The sequence below is a fragment of the Mesorhizobium sp. M0018 genome (assembly GCF_040323955.1).
Classification (GTDB): Bacteria; Pseudomonadota; Alphaproteobacteria; order Rhizobiales; family Rhizobiaceae; genus Mesorhizobium.
In genome coordinates this window covers 1-19,080 of sequence record NZ_JAMYVL010000013.1, presented here as the reverse complement: position 1 = coordinate 19,080, position 19,080 = coordinate 1, and the positions used below count along the sequence as shown (strand labels likewise).

General features: G+C 61.9%; 24 protein-coding genes, 3 tRNA genes and 1 pseudogene. 11 read left to right on the top strand and 17 right to left on the bottom strand.

What is annotated here, in order from left to right:
* Positions 1–205: 205 nt before the first annotated feature.
* From NKJ81_RS19030 to NKJ81_RS19010, 5 genes and pseudogenes are all read right to left on the bottom strand, one after another.
* The gene (locus NKJ81_RS19030) at positions 206–967 is read right to left on the bottom strand and encodes an MBL fold metallo-hydrolase (protein WP_352541365.1); all 762 of its coding nucleotides are present in this window, start codon (positions 965–967) and stop codon (positions 206–208) included.
* Positions 964–2,033, bottom strand: a pseudogene (locus tag NKJ81_RS19025) (ABC transporter ATP-binding protein). Before NKJ81_RS19025 ends, NKJ81_RS19030 begins: the two are co-directional and overlap by 4 nt.
* Positions 2,030–2,812 carry an ABC transporter permease gene (locus NKJ81_RS19020; RefSeq protein WP_352501653.1) on the bottom strand — a complete coding sequence of 261 codons (783 nt, stop codon included), beginning with the start codon at positions 2,810–2,812 and terminating at the stop codon, positions 2,030–2,032. The pseudogene NKJ81_RS19025 and the gene NKJ81_RS19020 overlap by 4 nt, the downstream one beginning before the upstream one ends.
* Positions 2,813–2,814: 2 nt before the next feature.
* Entirely contained in the window at positions 2,815–3,657 is an 843-nt protein-coding gene (locus tag NKJ81_RS19015) for an ABC transporter permease (RefSeq protein WP_352472776.1), read from the bottom strand.
* A gap of 13 nt (positions 3,658–3,670) precedes the next feature.
* Positions 3,671–4,777: a polyamine ABC transporter substrate-binding protein gene (locus NKJ81_RS19010; protein ID WP_352541364.1), complete on the bottom strand. Its 1,107-nt coding sequence runs from the start codon at positions 4,775–4,777 to the stop codon at positions 3,671–3,673.
* Positions 4,778–4,867: 90 nt separating this feature from the next.
* On the opposite strand from NKJ81_RS19010, the gene NKJ81_RS19005 reads away from it, so the two are divergent.
* A complete protein-coding gene (locus tag NKJ81_RS19005) occupies positions 4,868–5,482 on the top strand; it encodes a TetR/AcrR family transcriptional regulator (protein WP_352472778.1) in 615 nt (204 codons plus the stop codon).
* 55 nt (positions 5,483–5,537) lie between these two features.
* Here NKJ81_RS19005 and NKJ81_RS19000 read toward each other — a convergent pair whose 3' ends face one another.
* From NKJ81_RS19000 to NKJ81_RS18980, 5 genes are all read right to left on the bottom strand, one after another.
* Positions 5,538–5,738, bottom strand: coding sequence for a DUF2905 domain-containing protein (locus tag NKJ81_RS19000; protein WP_023679908.1), 201 nt, complete (start codon positions 5,736–5,738; stop codon positions 5,538–5,540).
* Positions 5,739–5,786: 48 nt separating this feature from the next.
* A complete protein-coding gene (locus tag NKJ81_RS18995; RefSeq protein WP_352541363.1) occupies positions 5,787–6,425 on the bottom strand; it encodes a cupin domain-containing protein in 639 nt (212 codons plus the stop codon).
* Between the two features lie 112 nt (positions 6,426–6,537).
* Positions 6,538–6,735: a hypothetical protein gene (locus NKJ81_RS18990; RefSeq protein ID WP_352541362.1), complete on the bottom strand. Its 198-nt coding sequence runs from the start codon at positions 6,733–6,735 to the stop codon at positions 6,538–6,540.
* Positions 6,736–7,001: 266 nt separating this feature from the next.
* Positions 7,002–7,241, bottom strand: coding sequence for a hypothetical protein (locus NKJ81_RS18985; protein WP_352541361.1), 240 nt, complete (start codon positions 7,239–7,241; stop codon positions 7,002–7,004).
* A gap of 141 nt (positions 7,242–7,382) precedes the next feature.
* Positions 7,383–7,458: transfer RNA gene (locus NKJ81_RS18980), tRNA-Thr, on the bottom strand.
* A gap of 156 nt (positions 7,459–7,614) precedes the next feature.
* Between NKJ81_RS18980 and NKJ81_RS18975 the strand changes: the two genes are divergently transcribed.
* The 3 genes from NKJ81_RS18975 (at position 7,615) to NKJ81_RS18965 (ending at position 9,038) form a co-directional block, all read left to right on the top strand.
* Complete coding sequence (locus NKJ81_RS18975; RefSeq protein ID WP_352451069.1) at positions 7,615–7,782, top strand: hypothetical protein; 168 nt, start codon at positions 7,615–7,617, stop codon at positions 7,780–7,782.
* A 176-nt stretch (positions 7,783–7,958) separates the two neighbouring features.
* Positions 7,959–8,258 (top strand): BA14K family protein, encoded by a 300-nt coding sequence (locus NKJ81_RS18970; protein WP_352541360.1) that lies wholly within the window; start codon positions 7,959–7,961, stop codon positions 8,256–8,258.
* Positions 8,259–8,681: 423 nt separating this feature from the next.
* The gene (locus NKJ81_RS18965; RefSeq protein WP_352501665.1) at positions 8,682–9,038 is read left to right on the top strand and encodes a hypothetical protein; all 357 of its coding nucleotides are present in this window, start codon (positions 8,682–8,684) and stop codon (positions 9,036–9,038) included.
* A gap of 40 nt (positions 9,039–9,078) precedes the next feature.
* Here NKJ81_RS18965 and bhcR read toward each other — a convergent pair whose 3' ends face one another.
* Positions 9,079–9,936: an HTH-type transcriptional regulator BhcR gene (gene bhcR, locus NKJ81_RS18960; RefSeq protein WP_352541359.1), complete on the bottom strand. Its 858-nt coding sequence runs from the start codon at positions 9,934–9,936 to the stop codon at positions 9,079–9,081.
* Positions 9,937–10,138: 202 nt separating this feature from the next.
* Between bhcR and gcl the strand changes: the two genes are divergently transcribed.
* The 3 genes from gcl (at position 10,139) to NKJ81_RS18945 (ending at position 13,787) form a co-directional block, all read left to right on the top strand.
* Positions 10,139–11,920: a glyoxylate carboligase gene (gcl, locus tag NKJ81_RS18955; RefSeq protein WP_352541358.1), complete on the top strand. Its 1,782-nt coding sequence runs from the start codon at positions 10,139–10,141 to the stop codon at positions 11,918–11,920.
* A 23-nt stretch (positions 11,921–11,943) separates the two neighbouring features.
* Complete coding sequence (hyi, locus tag NKJ81_RS18950) at positions 11,944–12,741, top strand: hydroxypyruvate isomerase (protein ID WP_352541357.1); 798 nt, start codon at positions 11,944–11,946, stop codon at positions 12,739–12,741.
* A 161-nt stretch (positions 12,742–12,902) separates the two neighbouring features.
* Positions 12,903–13,787 (top strand): 2-hydroxy-3-oxopropionate reductase, encoded by an 885-nt coding sequence (locus NKJ81_RS18945; RefSeq protein WP_352541356.1) that lies wholly within the window; start codon positions 12,903–12,905, stop codon positions 13,785–13,787.
* 12 nt (positions 13,788–13,799) lie between these two features.
* Here NKJ81_RS18945 and NKJ81_RS18940 read toward each other — a convergent pair whose 3' ends face one another.
* Together NKJ81_RS18940 and rlmB are read right to left on the bottom strand one after the other, a co-directional pair.
* Positions 13,800–14,111, bottom strand: a complete 312-nt coding sequence (locus NKJ81_RS18940) for a hypothetical protein (protein ID WP_352541355.1) — start codon at positions 14,109–14,111, stop codon at positions 13,800–13,802.
* Positions 14,112–14,121: 10 nt separating this feature from the next.
* Positions 14,122–14,979: a 23S rRNA (guanosine(2251)-2'-O)-methyltransferase RlmB gene (gene rlmB / locus NKJ81_RS18935; RefSeq protein WP_352541354.1), complete on the bottom strand. Its 858-nt coding sequence runs from the start codon at positions 14,977–14,979 to the stop codon at positions 14,122–14,124.
* Positions 14,980–15,181: 202 nt separating this feature from the next.
* Between rlmB and NKJ81_RS18930 the strand changes: the two genes are divergently transcribed.
* Together NKJ81_RS18930 and NKJ81_RS18925 are read left to right on the top strand one after the other, a co-directional pair.
* Positions 15,182–15,266 (top strand) — tRNA-Tyr (locus tag NKJ81_RS18930).
* 67 nt (positions 15,267–15,333) lie between these two features.
* Positions 15,334–15,407 (top strand) — tRNA-Gly (locus NKJ81_RS18925).
* Positions 15,408–15,573: 166 nt separating this feature from the next.
* Here the strand turns inward: NKJ81_RS18925 and NKJ81_RS18920 are convergent.
* Positions 15,574–16,041, bottom strand: a complete 468-nt coding sequence (locus NKJ81_RS18920; RefSeq protein WP_023680430.1) for a YidB family protein — start codon at positions 16,039–16,041, stop codon at positions 15,574–15,576.
* Positions 16,042–16,200: 159 nt separating this feature from the next.
* Between NKJ81_RS18920 and NKJ81_RS18915 the strand changes: the two genes are divergently transcribed.
* The gene (locus NKJ81_RS18915) at positions 16,201–16,458 is read left to right on the top strand and encodes a GlsB/YeaQ/YmgE family stress response membrane protein (protein ID WP_023717513.1); all 258 of its coding nucleotides are present in this window, start codon (positions 16,201–16,203) and stop codon (positions 16,456–16,458) included.
* Positions 16,459–16,503: 45 nt separating this feature from the next.
* Here NKJ81_RS18915 and NKJ81_RS18910 read toward each other — a convergent pair whose 3' ends face one another.
* The 3 genes from NKJ81_RS18910 to NKJ81_RS18900 form a co-directional block, all read right to left on the bottom strand.
* Positions 16,504–17,163 (bottom strand): peptidoglycan recognition protein family protein, encoded by a 660-nt coding sequence (locus NKJ81_RS18910; protein ID WP_352541353.1) that lies wholly within the window; start codon positions 17,161–17,163, stop codon positions 16,504–16,506.
* A gap of 105 nt (positions 17,164–17,268) precedes the next feature.
* Positions 17,269–17,718 (bottom strand): GFA family protein, encoded by a 450-nt coding sequence (locus NKJ81_RS18905; RefSeq protein ID WP_352541352.1) that lies wholly within the window; start codon positions 17,716–17,718, stop codon positions 17,269–17,271.
* A gap of 33 nt (positions 17,719–17,751) precedes the next feature.
* The gene (locus NKJ81_RS18900) at positions 17,752–18,639 is read right to left on the bottom strand and encodes a DMT family transporter (protein WP_352541351.1); all 888 of its coding nucleotides are present in this window, start codon (positions 18,637–18,639) and stop codon (positions 17,752–17,754) included.
* 272 nt (positions 18,640–18,911) lie between these two features.
* Here NKJ81_RS18900 and NKJ81_RS18895 point away from each other — a divergent pair.
* Positions 18,912–19,080, top strand: a 169-nt coding sequence (locus NKJ81_RS18895; RefSeq protein ID WP_352541456.1) for a GTP-binding protein, incomplete at its 3' end; no start/stop codon positions are given.

The window sequence follows — 19,080 nt, the reverse complement described above, 5'->3', positions numbered from 1 at the left end:
GCTAACCAGTCGAGGCCGATCTATTGCCGCTGGCACGCTTGATTATTGTCTTCCTGATGCTGGCAAGTTTTGCCCTGGCTTTCGCGGAACTGGTGCGCCAGGCGGAGGAAAAGAGCTTTAGACCCGAGCCCACGGCCTCGCGCTGCGGCGACGCGGCGGGGACACCCTGTCCGCAAAGGGCGCTTTGACGCCACAGCGCCAGTGCTTATCGGGCTTGCAACAGATGGCAGCCGGCCTGGCGCTTTTGCGCGAGATACTCGTCGACAAGCTGGCGATAGCGAACTTTGCCGAAACTCGGGAAATGGCCGCCGTGCACGACCGAGACATCGAGATCGCGCATGCGCAGCAGCGTTTCGACATAATCGTCGATATCGGAGTGATAGACGTCGTCGATCAGCGGGCCGTCATAGATGATGTCGCCGGAAAACAGGATGCCCGTCCTGTTTTCGTAGAGCGCAATGCCGCCGGGTGAATGGCCGGGCGTGTGGATGACCTCGAAGGCACGGTCGCCGAGATCGACGATGTCGCCTTGCTCGAGCAACCGGCCGGCTGGTGCGGGCAGGATCTGGTAGCGCTTGGTGTCCCAGCCTTGCGGCATGCCGTCGAACATCTCGTCAGTGGCATAGCGGTCGGCAACCGTCCATTCGTTGCGTGGATCGGCGAGGATTTCGGCCTCGGCCGGGTGCACGCAGCGGTCGGGAAATTCGTGATGGCAGCCGATATGGTCGAAATGGGTGTGGCTGGCCACGCAGGTGAGCTTGCGCTCCGTGACCAGCGGCACGAGGCGGCGCAGACTGAAATGGCCGAGGCCGGTGTCGAACAGAAGATCGCGGTCGCGGCCGCGCACATGCCAGATGTTGCAGCGGAAGAACGGCTTGATCCACGGCTCGTGGATCAGCGTCACGCCATCGCCCATGCGGATAGTTTCGTACCAGTCAGGAGCGTCGATGATTGGAAGCGTGCTCATGTTTGGTCCGCAAGCAGGATGATGTCGCCAGCATCGCACGATACCGCGACAACGTCGCCCGGCTGGACGGCCGATGCGGCCGCGACCTTGGCGATGAAGTGCAGCGCCGGGTCGGTCGTGGAGGTCCCCAGCACACGCTTGAAGCTGCCCTGGAAGACGACGTCGCTGACCTTGACCATGCCAAGCGCCACAGCACCGCCTGCAGCGCCGAGAACAAGATGCTCCGGGCGGATGGCCAGCGCAACGGCCAAGCCGGGCGGCAATGTGCCGGGCAGCGAGAGCGACCCAAGCTTCGTGGTGACGGTGATTTTGCCGCTCTTCGCCTCGGTCACCGTTCCCGATAACAGTGTGCTTTCGCCCATGAAAGTCGCGGAAAAGCGCGTCGCTGGCCGTGCATAGACGCGCTCGGGCGGTCCTTCGTCCTCGATGCGCCCGTCATTCATCACCACGCAATGATCGGCCAGCGCCATCGCCTCTTCCTGATCGTGAGTGACGTGGAGAAGGCGGTGCCGACGCGTTTCTGGATCGCCTTCAATTCGTCCTGCATCTGCCGGCGCAATTTCAGGTCGAGCGCGCCGAGCGGCTCGTCGAGCAACAGCACCGCCGGCTCGACCACCAGGGCGCGCGCCAGTGCCACGCGCTGCCGCTGACCGCCGGAAAGCTGGTGCGGCTTCTTGTCGAAGGCGGTGGCCAGCCCGACCAGCGCCAGCGCCTCGCGCGCCCTTGCTGCCCGGGTTGCGGCATCGACACCCCGCATGCGCAGCCCGAAGCCGACATTGCTGCCGACGCTCATATGCGGGAACAGCGCATAATCCTGGAACACGGTCGTCGTCGGCCGCTTCGCCGGTGGCACGGCCGTGCAGTCCTCGCCGCGGATCAGCACCTTGCCCTCGCTCGGCGTGACGAAGCCGCCGAGGATGGACAGAAGCGTCGTCTTGCCGGAGCCGGACGGCCCGAGCAGGATCGTGTAGCTGCCAGGCTCGATCGTCAGCGAGACGTTCTTCAGCACGGTATGCTGGCCGAAGCGATGCGAGACGGAGCTTATATCGACTAGTGGCGCACTCAAGCCGGCTTCCTCCGCAACAGCATCAGCTCGAACAATACCACCAGCACGATGGAGACGGCGAAGACCAGCGAGCCGACGGCGTTGGTCTTGGGATTGAGGCCGGAGCGCAGCAGGTTCCAGATCTCGACCGGCAGCGTCGTATCGAAGCGCGTCAATAGGAACGAGATGACGAATTCGTCCCAGGAGAAGGTCATCGACAGAAAGAAACCGGCGAAGATCGCCGGTGCCATGACAGGCACGGTGATCAGCAGCAGCACCTTCCATTCGGGCGCGCCGAGGTCGCGCGCGGCGCGCTCGATGTTGATCTGGTGGTCGCCCATCTGGCTGTAGACGATGGCAAAGCAGAGTGGCAGGTTGATCACGACGTGGCCGATGCCGGCGGCAGTAAGCGACTTCGGCACGCCGGCCCAGTTGAACAGCACCAGCAGCCCCATGCCGATGATGAGATAGCTGACGGTCAAGGGCAAGGTGATCAGCCCGCGCATCAGGCCCGAGCCCGGCAAAGCGAAGCGCGCAAAACCCCAGGCGGAGAGAAAGCCCAACGTGACGGCGGCAGCCGAGGAGACGACCGCCACCAGCAGCGAATTGACCAGAGCCGAAGTCAGCCGCGTGTCGGCGAGCACGGCCTCGTACCAGCGCAGCGACGGTCCGGTGAAGGGCGGGATCGGAAACGACGTTGCCTGCAGCGAAAACAGCACCAGAACGATGACCGGTAGAAAGATGAAGCCGTAGATTGCGATGGCGTAAAGGCCGGAGACGAGGCGGATGAGCGCGCGCATGGTCAGGCCCGCTCGATCTTCAGCCAGCGGGAGCAGGCGAGATAGGCAATGGTGACCACCGCCATCAGGATGATCGACAACGCCGAAGCGAGCGGAAAGTCGCCGCGCCGGCCGATCTGCATCATGACGAGCTGCGGCATCAAAAGCTCGTTGTTGCCGCCGAGGATCTGCGGCGTGATGTAGTCGCCGATGCACAGCACGAAGGTGAGGAAGGCGCCGACCATGATACCGGGGAGCGTCAGCGGCAGAACGACATGCAGGAAAGTCCGAACCGGCCCGGCGCCGAGGTCGGCGGCGGCCTTGCGATAGCTGGGGCTGAGCTGCTTCAGATTGGCGAAGATCGTCAGCGTCAACAGCATGACGAAGAAATGCACGAAGCCGATGACGGTGGCCAGCCGCGTATTGGCGAGCTGCAGCGGTTCGCTGAACAGGCCGGAGCCGGTCAACGCATGGTTGACGACGCCGTTCTGCGCCAGCACCAGCAGCCACGAATAGGAGCGCACGACATAGGAGGTCCAGAACGGCAGCACTGCCAGCATCAGCGCCAGCCGCTGCCAGCGCTCCGGCACCTGCTCGGCCAGGATCCAGGCAAAAGGATAGGCGAGCAGCACGGAGATCACGGTGACGATCGCTGTGACCTGCAGCGAGTTCACCATCGCCTGCCAGTAGGACGGATTGGCAAAGAACTGGCTGTAGTTGGACAGCGTGAAGCCGCCGCCTTCATGTGCCGTCAGGCTGGATACCGCCATGGCGACGAAGGGCAGCACGAAGAACAGCAGCGTCCAGCCGAGCGCCGGCGTGACCAGCGCCCAGGGCAGGGCACGCCCACTGTTGACGGCGTTCACGACCGGCAGCCGGTCATTGCGCCTGCAGCATTTCGGTCCAGACGTCCTGCATCTTCTTGTCGAGGTCGGCGTTCGGCGCAGGATAGGACTGGGCGCGGGCGAGGAATTCCGGCTGCTCGTCAAAGCGCAGGATCTTCTTCTGCTCGTCGCTCAACGCCGCCTTGCTGTTGGCCGGCATGCCCCAATAGCAGGACGAGGTGGCGAGCCGCGCCTGGCCTTCGGGGCTCATAATGTACTGGATGAATTTAAGCGCCAGCTCCTTGTTCTTGGAATCCTTGAACATTGCCAGCGACTGCGACCACAGCACGGCGCCTTCTTTCGGGATAGAGAAGTCCAGGGCAGGGTTTTCCTTGGCCAGCCCCGCCGTCACCCATTCGCCGCCGCCGACCAGAATGTCGACCTCGCCGGTCGCCAGCGCCGTCTGGCTGGCGGTCACTTCGCCGACCAGCTTGGCGTTGGCCTTCATTTTGAGCAGCTCTTCCTTGATGGCGGGAACGTCGGCTTCGGTCAGGTCCGCCGTCTTCTTGCCGATCGCCAGTGCGGCCATGCCGATGACCGGCAGGTAATAATCGTAGATGGCGATCTTGCCCTTGTATTTGTCGCCGGTCAGCGCGGCAAGCGACTGCATGTCGGCCGGGTCGACCTTGGTCTTGTTGTAGCCGATCGTGTTGTAGCCGAACTTTTCGGTGATGCCGTAACGCTTGCCGTCAACGACGGTGGAGCTGTCCATCTTCACCTGCGGAAACAGATCGGCCAGCGGCAGCTTGTCTTCCGGCAGCGGCTCGAACAGGCCTTTTTCGACGCCGCGCGGTATGTCGATGCTGTCGATCACCATCACGTCCCAGTCGCCGGGCTGCGATTGTTCGACGATCGCTAGGCCGGCGCCCGTGCCTTCAAACTCCTTGACATTGACCTTGACGCCGTTCGCTTCCTCGAACGGCTGCAGCAGCGCCGGATCGGCGTGATCGCACCAGATCAGCGCGTTGAGATCCTGCGCCTGAGCGAGGCTGCCCGTCGCCAGCAGCAGTGCTGCCGCGGCACATGCGCCTTGGAGATGGCTCTTCAGAACGGAAAGCGGATTCCTGACGGTTGGATTGGGGGTCTTTGGATTGACGGACATCGAGTGTTCTCCCTTGCCTTTTTGGCTTGTAGGAAAAATTGAACCAATTCTAAAATTGAGTCAATTCTGTTTTTGTGGCAAACAGCCGTTATGAGCGGATTGCGGGCAAGGCAGAAGGCGGATCGGCACCGCCGCATCATCGAGGCGGCGGCGGCGCTTTTCCGCGATGCCGGTTATGAAGGCGCCAAGATCGAGACCATCGCGGCGCAGGCCGAAGTCTCGGTCGGCACCATCTACAATTACTACCAGAACAAGGGCGACATCCTCGGCGCCATCGTCTCGATGGAGGTCAACGAGGTGCTGAATGCCGGGCGCGGCGTCGTCGCCAACCCGCCGGCAAATGTCGGCGACGCGCTGGATACGCTGCTCGGCATCTATATCGAGCACTCGCTGCATTATCTCAGCAAGGAGATGTGGCGGCAGGCGATGGCGATCTCGACGCAACTGCCCGACAGCCCGTTCGGCCAGGCCTATACCGGGCTGGACCGCGCCCTGACCGAGCAGATCCGCGCGCTGATCGTCCGCCTGCAGGCGCTCGGCCTGGTGCGCCGCGACATCGACGGGCCGGCACTCGGCGAACTCATCTTCAACAACATGAACATGATGTTCATCGAATTCGTGAAGCGCGAGGAGGCGAGGATTGCCGAACTGCGCACGGCGATACGCAGGCAGAACAGGATATTGGTGGCGGCGATCGGAGTGTAAGAAGATCAAGGGCGAGTTGGGCCTGCAACACAAATCGCCGCAGTCGGAGCATCGCCTAACGGTTGATCAGCCATAGAATGGCCGAGAGCACGATGCTGACCAGTATCCCCGTCGTGATAGGGACATAAAGCCTGAAGTTCTCACGCTCGATCACGATATCGCCGGGCAGCCTGCCAAGGCCGGTCCGAGCCAACCAAGGCCACAGCAGGCCTATGGCAACTATGCTGAGACCAACCACGATCAGAGTTCGCGACATGGCAGCATCCTGCCGATAAAAATGCCGGGCGCCTAGTATGGACCCGGATCACCCAGCCGTTAGGCCTGCTCGAGCGAGGATTTCAGGAGCCGGCATGACATGCCCGTGCGGCTTGCAGTAGACGGGGTCGATCGCGTGATAGCCAAGCAGATGGCCGAGTGGCGCCAGGATCGCCAGCGCCACTCGCTGAATCGCAGGTGGCGGGTGCGTGAAGACGATCACGTCGGCAAATTCCCTGGCGATGACTGCTGCCTGAAGCGGCGAAGGTCTACCTTTTCTGTCCACCTTGCCGGCATTGGCCAGGCCGAAGAGCATGCCGATCAGCAGCTCGAAACGGTTCGGGTCGACATTGTCCGCACCTGGCGCCCGGTCGACTTCGACCAGGACATGCGCTTCTTCGGTTTTGCTGCTGTTCCACCAATCATGTGCGACGCCTGCTTCGACCGTGGCGGATTGGCCAGGCTCCAGGGACAAAGTCTTCCCGGCGATGCAAGCGTCGAGACGGCCACGGAGGACGGTAAACCGTTCCGTCAGGTTCGGGTGGAAGTGCTCGCCCACCACTGCGGCTCCCGGCCGGGCGGTCAGATGAGCGATGCCAGGTCCCTGGCCGCGGTCTTCGGTGCCACGCAGGATGACCGCATATTCGCCGGTCACCTTGTTCTCGTAGACATCTCCACAGCGTGACATGGATCGGCTCCGGAGTTTCAGAGCACCAATGCCCGGCAACTCTATCGTCAAAGGCTTGGTCGTTCAACGACGCTCCAACGGGCGATTGCGGAAACACCGGGCGATCAGCGCTCTATCGAACATGCTTGGGCGGCCGCGCACGCGGAAACGGCACGACCGTCAGTGGCGCCTTGCGGAATTCCGCGATGGCTATTTCTTCAATCAGCGCGTCGAGGACCTCGTTGACGCGTCGGCTCGTTTCATCTGCGCCGCAGAGGCGGTTTTGTGCGCACTCCAAAAGCTCGCGCGCCGCGGCGAAATCGCTTCGCATGACAACACCCGTTGGTTTGGCCCGCCACACGGGGCATTGTCGGCGCGCTTAATTGAGCGAGTGCTAATATACACAGGGGCAATTTAATCGAATGCTGTTAAATGGCCCTGAGCCGGAGAGGGGCCGAAATGATGGCTGTAAGGGCCAGGCACTAATGGGCGTCTCCGTCTCTTGGTATGAGATGCCAAAGCGCAATCTGGCCTCAGATTAAGCCGGCAAGTTCACGCGACGTTTGTGGTTCCCCGACGGGGACGGAACGCGTGGCCCTAAAACGTTCTTGGGCGGCTAAGATATTCTCTGGCGGCGGCAATCTGGCGCCGGTGCTCGCGCAGGAAGGCTGCGCCGAAACAAATGGCGAAGGCCAGTACCGAAAGGCTTGTCGTTGCTCTTGATGTTGGATCGGGGTCGGGACTTGTCAGCAAACGAAAACCAAACGCGAAGGCGAAGACGATAAGGCCGCCAAACATCCCGTTGATGAAGGGGGCGGTCGTGCGTTTCTGCTCCAACGGAAACTCCCATGGTTTCCGATGGGGTTATATGCGTTTGAATTGATGTGCCACCGCTCTTGACGGCCCGACCCTGTGGAAATCGGGGATGACCAGATATCGATGCGCGTTGGGAAGTCCTCGCAAGCAATCCTTGCTTGCTGGTGCCCCCGGACGGAATCGAACCGCCGACCTTCGGTTTACAAAACCGCTGCTCTACCAGCTGAGCTACAAGGGCACGGCGCTCCGGTTACCATATTTGCCGCGCCAGTAAAGACAAAACTCCGTTTTCGGCCGCCGCGAACGCGCCGGTTCTGCCGCCAAGGCGTCCTGAAAACGGCCAATTCGCTTCCTATATTGATCGAAGGTGCAATCGCATCAGCGAGGCTGTCGCATGATCAGGTTTGTCATCATTCTCCCGCTCGTCGTCGTGGCTTGGGTTCTCCTGGTGAAGCTCATCAAGGACCTGAAGCACGCCAATATCGACTGGACCGGCGTCACCACCATCATCGGCTTCATCGCGCTCGCCTTCTGGCTTCGCCATATCACCGGCATGGGCTGAGGCCTGCCGGTTGTTCCGGTGAACTGTCGACGGCGCGACCGTTCGTGGTCGCGCATCAGACCGCGCGATTTCTCCCGCCGAGAAAAAATCCAAAAGGACCTTCGAACCTTTTTCCTTGTTACGACGACTTATGATCAAGAGGCGGTTGGATCGCCTCCCACAACAAGGAGATCGTCATGTTCAAGCACACCATCGTTTCCGGCCTCGTCGCCACCACCGTCGCCGCCGCCATGCTGGTCGGCACCGTTCAGCCGTCGGCCGCCCATCACAAGCACAAGCACCTCGGCATCGGCATTGCCGCAGGTGTCGGCGGCTTCCTGCTCGGCAGCGCGCTGGCCCAGCCGCGCACCGTCTATATCGAGGAAGACGGCGGCTCCTGGCACGTCCGGCGCTGCCTCAATCGCTACCAGAGCTACGACCCGTACTCGGACACCTATGTCGGCTACGACGGCTATCGCCATCGCTGCTGGCTTTGAGGGCCACGATGCCAGCTTGGGAGGACGTGACCGTTTCATGCAACCGGAAGGGCGCCCCACTGGCCCTTTTTCTGTTGTTCGGCGATAGGCTTCCTGTCGAAATCGACTGACTATCAGTGTCGGCGCTGCCCCTCATCTGCCTGCCGGCATCTTCTCCCCGTATAGTGACGGGGAGAAGGGACGCTCTCGGCGATGACTTCGGCAGTCTCCAGCGCTGCAAGAGGGCGCCAAGGTCGCGGTCAGCTTCTTTCTCCCCGTCACTATACGGGGAGAAATGCCCGGCAGGGCAATGAGGGGCAGCGCCAGCTTCAGTCTCCAAGCAATTTAGCTATCATTTGTCTCCGATTTCACCAGGAACCCGGCAGTATACAGCGATTTCCCAACAGCCTAGTCTGCACCGATAGCGAAACAGGGAGAGGGCGCTTGGGCGAGCACGATCCGAACGAAGAGCCGATCGAGACGGTTTTCCGCAACGGCACAATCACCACCGTCGGCATCCTGCTGGCGTTCTCGCTGGGCTTCATCACGCATTGGGCCGCCAACCCGATACCTTGGGAAATCTATCACCTGGCCGCCGTCGTGCCGATTTTGATCGGCATTGCCCTGCAGATACGAGCGCTGCGGTTGCTGCTCGACTTAACGTCTCTACAACGGCGCGTTTATGAACGCGCCAATCGTATCTTCATTGCCGGCCTCATCTTCACCGCCTGCGGAGTTGGGCTGGCGATGCTGCTTGATTTCTATGACCTATCGACCAAGAGCGCGGTGCCCGGGGCCTAGCTTTGGCCATCCTGGCAGATGTCGCACCATTCGACGCTGGTCAGCGCTGCCATGCGCTCGGTTCGCTGCGAAGGCCGGGAGGGGTCGGCAGCCCGCCGATCATCCTTGTCACCTCCGCCGCCGCATCGTGCACAACCGGGCCGATCTCGGCCAGCCGTTCCGGCGTTACCCGCACCGTCGGCCCGGAAACCGAAACGCCGCCGATCGGCTCGCCGAACTCATTGAAGATGGCGGCGGCAACGCAGCGCATGCCCGGATGCCGCTCCTCGTCGTCTACCGACCAGCCGCGCAGCTTGATCGTCACCAGGTCGCGGGCGAGCGCCGAGATATCGGACAGCGTGTTTTCGGTGAAGCGCTCCAGCCCGGCCCGGCGCAGGATGGTGGCGACGCGTTCCGGCTCGAGATGCGCCAGCACCGCCTTGCCGATTCCCGAGGCATGGAAGGAGCTGCGCGTGCCCGGCCGGAAAAAGGCGCGGATCGCCTGATGCGTCTCGACCTGGCTGACAAAGACGACGCAATCGTCCTCGGCGACGCCGAGATTGGCGGTCTCGCCGGTCTTCTCCATCAATTCCTGCATGACGATACGGGCGCGGTCGACCAGCTTGCGGCGGCGCAGGAACGCCGCGCCCATGCGATAGGTCTCGACGCCGATCGACCACAGCTGGTCGGTACCGTCGAACTCGACCATGCCGTGGTTCTCCAGCGTCGTCAGCATGCGGTAGGCGGTGGATGCCGGCAGACCGGAACTGGCGGCGATCTCGCTCAGCGACAGGCCGCTGCCATCGGCAACGATTGCCAGGATGCGCAGCGCCCGGTCCAGCGACTGCACCGAGGCGGCCTCGGACGGCCCGTTGAAGGCGCGCGGCCGGCCGCGCTGGCGTTTTTCGGTGGTTTCCATCGGGCCATTCTTCCCCTGTTCGCCCAAACAGGCAATGAAAAAGTTTTCCAGTGATTTACGAAGCGAATTCATGGAAAACAAAAAGGCCAATCAATTCAATCGACAAGAGCTGTTTTCTAGACATGGAAAAATATTCTGAAAAAATTGAAAAATCATTGGTGCGCTGGCATCATCGGCTATCAACAATTCCGTGGAGGCTGACATGGCCAGGATGCGCGCAGTCGACGCAGCGGTTCTCGTTCTCGAAAAGGAAGGCATCTCCTGTGCCTTCGGCGTGCCGGGTGCTGCGATCAACCCGCTCTATTCGGCACTGAAGGTGAGGGGCAGTATCCGCCACATCCTTGCGCGTCACGTCGAGGCGGCCTCGCATATGGCCGAAGGGTTTACCCGCGCCAGATCGGGCAATATTGGTCTGTGCATCGGCACTTCGGGTCCCGCCGGCACCGACATGATCACCGGCCTCTATTCGGCCGCTGCCGATTCAATTCCCATCCTCTGCATCACCGGGCAGGCGCCGCGCGCGCGTCTCAACAAGGAGGATTTTCAGGCCGTCGACATTGCGGCGATCGCCGCACCCGTCGCCAAATGGGCGGTCACCGTCATGGAACCCTATCTGGTGCCGATGGCGCTGCAGAAAGCGTTCCATCTGATGCGCTCGTCGCGGCCGGGGCCGGTGCTGATCGATTTGCCTGTCGATGTGCAACTGACCGAGATCGAGTTCGACATCGATGCCTACGAGCCGCTGGTGCCGTTCAAGCCGGCAATGTCGCGCGCGCAGGCCGAGAAGGCGTTGACGATGCTGAACGCGGCGGAAAAGCCTGTCATCGTCGCCGGCGGCGGCATCATCAACGCCGATGCGTCCGATCTGCTGATCGAGTTCGCCGAGGTCACCGGCGTGCCTGTCATTCCGACGCTGATGGGCTGGGGTGCGATCCCCGACGACCACCGCCTGATGGCCGGCATGTGCGGGCTGCAGACCTCGCACCGCTATGGCAATGCCACGATGCTCGAAGCCGATTTCGTTTTCGGCATCGGCAACCGCTGGGCCAACCGCCACACCGGTTCGGTCGACGTCTACACCAAGGGCAAGAAGTTCATCCACGTCGATATCGAGCCGACGCAGATCGGCCGGGTCTTCGCACCGGACCTTGGCGTCGTCTCAGATGCCGGTGCGGCGCTTAAGATGCTGCTCGACGTCGCCACCGAGTGGAGGACGGCCGGAAAATTGCGCGACTGGTCGGGCTGGGCCGGCGAATGCCGGCAGCGCAAGAAGACGATGAAGCGCAAGACCCATTTCGACCAGGTGCCGCTGAAGCCGCAGCGCGTCTACGAGGAGATGAACAAGGCGTTCGGCCGCGACACCACCTATGTCACCACGATCGGCTTGTCGCAGATCGCCGGTGCGCAGTTCCTGCATGTCTACAAGCCACGCAACTGGATCAATTGCGGCCAGGCCGGCCCGCTCGGCTGGACGCTGCCGGCAGCACTCGGCGTTCGGGCCGCCGATCCGGACCGCACTATCGTGGCGCTGTCCGGCGACTATGATTTCCAGTTCATGATCGAGGAACTGGCAGCCGGTGCGCAGCACAGATTACCCTACATCCATGTCGTCGTGAACAACGCCTATCTCGGCCTGATCCGCCAGGCGCAGCGCGGCTTTTCGATGGATTTCGAGGTCAGCCTGGCCTTCGAGAACGTCAATCGACAGGGCGATGCCGAAGCTGGCTATGGCGTCGACCACCTCGCCGTCGCCGAGGCGATGGGCTGCAAGGCGGTCCGGGTGCGCCGGCCGGAGGAATTCGCCGGCGCGTTCAAGGAGGCGCAGCGCCTGATGAACGAGCACCGGGTTCCGGTGGTGCTCGAATTCATCCTCGAGCGCGTCACCAACGTTTCGATGGGTACTGAAATCGACAAGATCACCGAATTCGAGGAGCTAGCCGAACATCACGAAGATGCCCCCACGGCGATCGTCATGCTCGACTAAGCCGCATATGAGGAACTACTGCCATGCCACGGTTTTCAGCCAATCTTTCGATGCTCTTTGACGAGCATGACTTCCTCGACCGCTTCGATGCCGCCGCCCGCGCGGGCTTCAAGGGCGTCGAGTATATCGGCCCCTATGACCATGCGCCGGATGTCGTCGCAGCCAGGTTGAAGAAGAACGGGCTGACGCAGGTCCTGTTCAACCTGCCTGCCGGCGACTGGGCCAAGGGCGAGCGCGGCATCGCGATCCTGCCCGACCGCGTGCCGGAGTTCCGGCAAGGCATTGCCAAGGTCGTCACCTATGCGCACGCATTGGGCTGCGAGCAGGTCAACTGCCTCGCCGGCATCGCGCCGCAAGGCGTCGACCGCTCCGTGCTGGAAGACGTCTTCGCCGAAAATCTGGCTTTCGCGGCCGAAAAGCTGGAGCAGGCCGGCATCAGGCTGCTGATCGAGCCGATCAACACCCGCGACATTCCGGGCTTCTTCCTGAATTACTCGGACCAGGCTCTGGCCCTGATCGACCGCGTCGGCTCGAAGAACCTGTTCCTGCAATACGACATCTACCACATGCAGATCATGGAGGGGGATCTCGCCCGTACCATTGAGGCAAACCTCAACCGCATCGCGCATATCCAGCTTGCGGATAATCCCGGCCGTCATGAGCCGGGGACGGGCGAGATCAATTTTCCCTTCCTGTACAACCACATCGACCGCATCGGCTATTCCGGCTGGGTGGGGGCGGAGTACAAGCCGAAGGCGGGGACGGATGCCGGGCTTGGCTGGTTTCGGGACGCGGCCGGGCAGGGGAGTGCGGCGGCGTAGCGGGCAAGAGAGGCCCCCTCATCCGGCCGCTGCGCGGCCACCTTCTCCCCGCTGGGGAGAAGAGGCTGGCACCGGCGTTCGCGATCTCTTCTCCCCTCGGGGAGAAGGTGGCCCGAAGGGCCGGATGAGGGGGCGTTTCACACAGTCACTTGGAGAAAAACATGGAAACCATCGGCTTCATCGGCCTCGGCATCATGGGCGCGCCGATGGCGGGGCATCTGCTAGACGCCGGTTATCAGGTCGTCGCCAGCGACCACCGCTCGAAACCGCCGGCCGACCTCGTCGCCAAGGGCCTGAAGGTCGTCACCGGCCATGATGCCGTCGCGCGTGCCGCCGACATCGTCATCACCATGGTTCCGGATACGCCGCAGGTCGCCGACGTGCTGTTCGCTGAGAATGGCGTCGCGTCCGGCCTCACTAAAGGCAAGCTGGTCATCGACATGAGCTCGATCTCGCCGATCGAGACCAGGGCCTTCGCAAAAAAGATCAACGATCTCGGCTGCGACTATCTCGATGCGCCGGTGTCGGGCGGCGAGGTCGGCGCCAAGGCGGCGTCGCTGACCATCATGGTCGGCGGCGAGGAAACAGCCTTCGAACGCGCCAGGCCCATCTTCGAGAAGCTTGGCAAGAACATCACTTTGGTCGGACCCAACGGCGTCGGCCAGATCACCAAGGTCGCCAATCAGATCGTCGTCGCGCTGACCATCGAGGCCGTCGCCGAAGCGCTGGTTTTTGCATCGAAAGCCGGCGCCGACCCGGCCAAGGTCCGGCAGGCGCTGATGGGCGGGCTGGCCGCCTCGCGCATTCTGGAAGTACATGGCGAGCGCATGATCAAGCGCAGCTTCGCGCCGGGCTTTCGCGTCGAACTCCACCAGAAGGATCTCAATCTGGCGCTAGAAGGCGCGAAGGCGCTTGGGGTAGCACTACCCAACACCTCGATGACGCAGCAATTGTTCAACTCTTGCGCGGCGAACGGTGGAGCAAAGGAAGACCATTCGGCACTGGTCAGGGCACTGGAGCGCATGGCTGGTCACGAGGTTGGGTGAGAGTGAAGTGAATTAGTCCGCAATACCTTCGATGGGCCGACTTCGTTCGACCGCATAGCGTATGAGATCGGCAAAACGTTTCAGAAAATCTTTGGATTCCTCCGACATTCCTTCAGTTCGCACAAGTGCCTCAACTTGCTTGGTCAAGGAAGGTAGGGATTCGATCGGAAGAGTGACGTCCTCATAGAAATCTTCGAATTTCAGTATGAGTTCAAACGCGTTTTGGTTTGCGATTGACACGATTTCATGATGCGCAGAGGAACCTACCGATACGCATCGATCGATATGTCCATCTGGATTGAGAACGGCAAAATCCAATGACATGCATTGCGCCCTATTTGCCGCGCGCGAACCACCGCCTCGCCGCATAAAGCGCCACCGCCGCGGCATTCGACACGTTGAGCGAGCGGATGGCGCCCGGCATGTCGAGGCGGGCGAGCGTCGTCACCGTTTCGCGCGTTTTCTGGCGCAGGCCTTTGCCCTCGGCGCCAAGTACCAACGCGATCTTTTCTCCGGCAAAGCTCGTTTCGAGCTCCGCCGGCCCGTCGGAATCCAGCCCTATCGTCTGGAATCCGGCCTCGCGCAGCTGCTCCAGCGCATCGGCGAGGTTCTTCACCTCGATCTGATCAATATGCTCGAGCGCGCCGGAGGCCGATTTCGCCAGCACGCCGGATTCCTGCGGGCTGTGGCGCGCCGTGGTGATCAGTGCACCGGCGCCGAAAGCCACGGCCGAGCGCAGGATCGCACCGACATTGTGCGGATCGGTGATCTGGTCGAGCACCAGCACCAGCCTGGTGTCGCCGAGCGCATCGAGCCGCTTCGGTTTCAGCGGCTCGGCCTCGATCACCACGCCCTGGTGCACGGCATCCGAGCCGGTGACCTTGTCGATGTCCCTGGGTTCGACCAACTCCGCCTTGAAGGGCAAAGCGCCAAGGTCGGCGATTGCCAGCCGCTCGGCAGCGTTGCGCGTCACCAGCATCTTCTTGATTTTGCGGCGCGGATTGTCGAGTGCGGCCCGCACCGTGTGCAGCCCATAGAGCCGCACCAGCCCATCCGCCGGGTTCTCGCCGGGCGGCACCGGCTGGCGCGGCCTGAATGCAGGCGCGCCGCCGCTCTTCTCGTCGCGATGCGCGCGGCGCAGCTTGGCGTAGTGAGTGTCTTTAGGGGTCTTGGATTTGTTGTCGTTGCTCATGGCCGGCTTCTATAGCCGTGTCGTCCGGCCATGGATACAGCTGCATAAGCTGCTTGTCGGGCGAGGCGTGAGATTCAGCGCTTTTTGCCGGACGGTTGCGGTTGACAGTTTTGGGCGCTGCCGCCATAAGGCGCTTCGCGGAAGGGCTGCTTTGGCAGCCGCGACGCGTCGATGCCTCGTTGCATGGCTCCGGCGGCAGACTGGAGAGGTGCCCGAGTGGTTAAAGGGGACGGACTGTAAATCCGTTGGCTATGCCTACGTTGGTTCAAATCCAACCCTCTCCACCACTGCCGGCCCGGAAGCCCTGAAACGCAGAGCGAGCGTCGGAGCGGATCCGATGCTTGACTGAAAGGCGCGGGTATAGCTCAGTGGTAGAGCAGCAGCCTTCCAAGCTGAATATGCGGGTTCGATTCCCGCTACCCGCTCCAGATTTCCCCCAAGCCGCGGCGCACCTCGCGCACGATTCCGAAGCAGGCACCGCCAAGCGAAGCGCTTTGCCGATAGTTCAAAGTATTCGTTGCGCGTCCAGACGGACGCGCATCTTAATCTGTGTTATCGTTGTCCCGAACCGCAGGCGGTGTGGGGCGACAGGCGTCAGCTCGCGAATTTGCTGAATATGGACGCGAGTTGGTTCTGCTGCGGCACTTGCCCGTTCGGCGTCAGCTGGTCGACAAGCCCTGGCAAAGCCGCCGACAGTTGCTTGAGCAGGTCCTGTTGGTTCAGACCCGTCCTTTGCGCGATCTCCTGAATGATCTGCGGGCCGAGGGCACTGCCCAGATCGCTGGGGTTGATCGGCTGGTTCTGACCGGTGCCGACCCACGAATTGGCAACGTTGCCGTGGCCGGCGTCCTTCAGTTTGTCGAGCAGTCCGCCCAGACCGCCGAGCAGTCCGCCATCGGCGGATGCGGTTGTATCAGGCGGGACGGGGGCAGGGCTCTGCGCCGCCTCCGGCTGGGCGGAACTTCCACCGCTCAGCATTTTTCCCACCAAAAGTGCGCCGAGCGCGATCATCAGCGGCTTGGCGACGTTGCCGCCGGGAACGGCATTGTCAAACAGTCCCATTGTGGATCTCCATGTCAAATTGCCCGTCCGTCTCCAACAATGACGCATCCATGGCGAATTTCAAGCCGGTTTGAGCTTTCCGTAATCATGATTTTCAAGTTGGCTTGAGCTTTGCTTAATAATGTGGAAGTAATCGGGTGCGGGGAACGGAGAGGAAAAATGTCAATATTAAGCTGGATTATTCTCGGCGTCATCGCCGGCTTCATAGGCAGCAAGATCGTCAATAAAAGCGGGCAAGGCCTGGTGCTCGACATCGTGCTCGGGATTGTCGGCGCCATCGTCGGCGGGCTCATCTTCAGCGCCTTTGGCGCGTCGGGCGTTACCGGGCTCAACATCTATAGCCTGATCGTCGCCGTGGTCGGTGCCGTGGTTGTCCTGTGGGCCTATCATCAGTTCAGCGGCAAGAGGGCACTGTAGAAGCCGTCCGGCAGTTGCGTCGGCATTCGGGTGAATGCCGACCGCCTATCTGATCCTTTTGAGGATTTCGCGGATCAGCGTGTTGAGGCCGGCTTCCAGCCCTCTCACCATGATCGGCCATAATTCCTCGAGCAATCGCTGCCATACCGCATCGCGCCCAATCCTCACCGGCAGATTTGGCATCGCGCCCATTGCCGCCGTCACGTCGCGGCGCAGCCGCTCGCCACAGGCGCTTGCGCCGCTGATCGTCGGATCGAAGGGCAGCCGGGTGAAATCCCATTTTCCGCGCTGCTCGATGCCGAGATTGCTCTCGACTTCGGCATGCGACAGCACCGTTTTGGGCGTGACCTTGATGCGGTAGTATTTGCAGAGTTCGGCGACGACGGCGGCCATCGCGCCCCACTGCGCCCTGGTCATCGGATAGCGGCCGGCATCGAACGGCCTTTCCTCCGCCCCGGCCATGCAGCAGAGCGAAACCCCGATCGAGCCGCCGTTGCAGTTGAGCGTGTGCGCGGCATATCCCGGTTTTACCCGGCCTGAATTGAGCGCGATCGAAGACCGGCCCCTGACCAGACGGCCATTCCCCTCGACCAGTATGTGATACGCATCCCTGTCGGTATCGCCGGCCGAATGCGAGCCGGCGGTCCAGTGGCAAATGACGCGCCTCATCGCAACATTGGGCAACCAGTCGGGCGGCAATGCCACAGAAATCCCCGCGACATAAGTTCAGTGACGGAGCACAGTATAGTTTCCTTGGCGGCCCACGCGAAAACGAAACGATAATTTGGTTGAGCGTTTTCTAACGGTCAGCTATTCGCCGGCATCTCCGGCGACCGCGTGTTCTCTGTATTGCGGCAGATCGTCGGTGATCGTGAACCACTTCGCCTTCGAGCCGACGAAGATGTGCTGCGTCGGGCGGATGGTCGGCTCGTCGACGAGGGTTCCCATGGCGACATGCACGAAGGCACCGTCGCGGACCACCGAATAGAGCAACGAGCCGCAAGTCTTGCAGTGCGCGTCATGGCCGGTGTCGTCGCCGAAGATCATGAGATTGTCCTCGCCCCTCGCCAGGCTCAGCCTGTCGCGCTCGATGCCGGCGAATGGCTTGAAGGCCGAGCCGGTGGTGCGCCGGCAGTTCGAGCAGTGGCAGTTCGCGGCATAGACGAACGCGTCCGCCACCGCGTACTGAACGGCGCCGCACAGGCACTTTCCGATAAGCCTGCGGTTGCGTGAATTCTGGTTGTCATCCGGGCTTGCCACGCGCTCCTCCTATTGTGCAGGCTGATTTCAGTTTCAAGCGACGACGGTCAACCGGCGCTTGCGCTCGTCGAGCGAGACGATGGTCAACCCGCTGGCCACCACCAGCAGGATTCCGCAGATGGCCAGCGCATTCGGGAGCTGCCGGAAAACCACCAGGCCTGAAATCACCGCCCAGACGGTAAAGCAATAGTAGAACGGCGCTACCACGCTGGTCGGCCCGACGCGATAGGCCATGAAGATGAAGAAGTGGCCGAAGATCAGGAACAGTCCGGCGCCGCCCATCAGCAGCAGGTGACGGATTTCAGGCACCACCCACTGCTCGGAAACCAGATGCGCAACGCCGGCGCCCGCGAGCACCACAATCACCGCGGAAATAGCTACGACCATTCCCGGCACGTCGGCGGCGACCTTGCGTCCGGCCAGATCGCGCGCCGCGGACAGGGCGGCATTGCCTAGCGCCAGCAGGGCATAGACCGAAATCCCCTGCATCGTCGGTTGTGCCACCATCACGGCGCCGATAAAGCCGAGCCCGATCAGCGCCAGGCGCAGCCCACCGATCCGTTCGCCAAACAGCATCGAGGAGCCGACCAGCATCAGCAAGGGCGTGATCTGCCCGAGCGCGGTCGAATCGGCGATCTGCATGTTGGCGAGCGCCACCACGTAGCAAAGGATCGCACCCAGTTCGAGCATGTTCCTGCGCAAAACCTTGGCGTCGACGATCAGCCGGATCTGCTTGCCATAGCCCAGCATGAACAGCAGCGGAAAGCCCCACAATGTTGCCGCAGCGCCGCGCAGGAACAGCACCTCATAGGGCGGCAGTCCCGCGGTTGCGAGCTTCATCATCGTGTCGTTGACGATGTAGGACCCGGTCGAAACGACCATGAACAGCGGGCCTCGTATGGCAGTCGGGATGAAATGCATCGGCCCACGAAATCAGACCGGCGCCAGGGCGGCAATGGGCCAGATCCGGCTGTAAATCCGTCAAAGCCGTCAGCCGCCGCCGTAACCATTCCATTTGCCCTTGTTCGTTCCTATATCCGCGCCACATTCTCCGAAACCGGATCACGCGTTCGGGCCGGGCGAGCGCGCTCGGCGACAAGGCACTTGTGTTTTTCGGCCTTAGTCGCTAATCGCCCCGCATTCGACTGAACTGAAGGTCCAGGCCGTCCCCAGGCCGTCCAAGGAAAGAGACTATGGCAAAAGGTAAATTCGAGCGCACTAAGCCTCATGTGAACATTGGCACGATTGGTCACGTCGACCATGGCAAGACGTCGCTGACGGCGGCGATCACCAAGTATTTTGGCGAATACAAGCGCTACGACCAGATCGATGCGGCGCCCGAAGAGAAGGCGCGCGGCATCA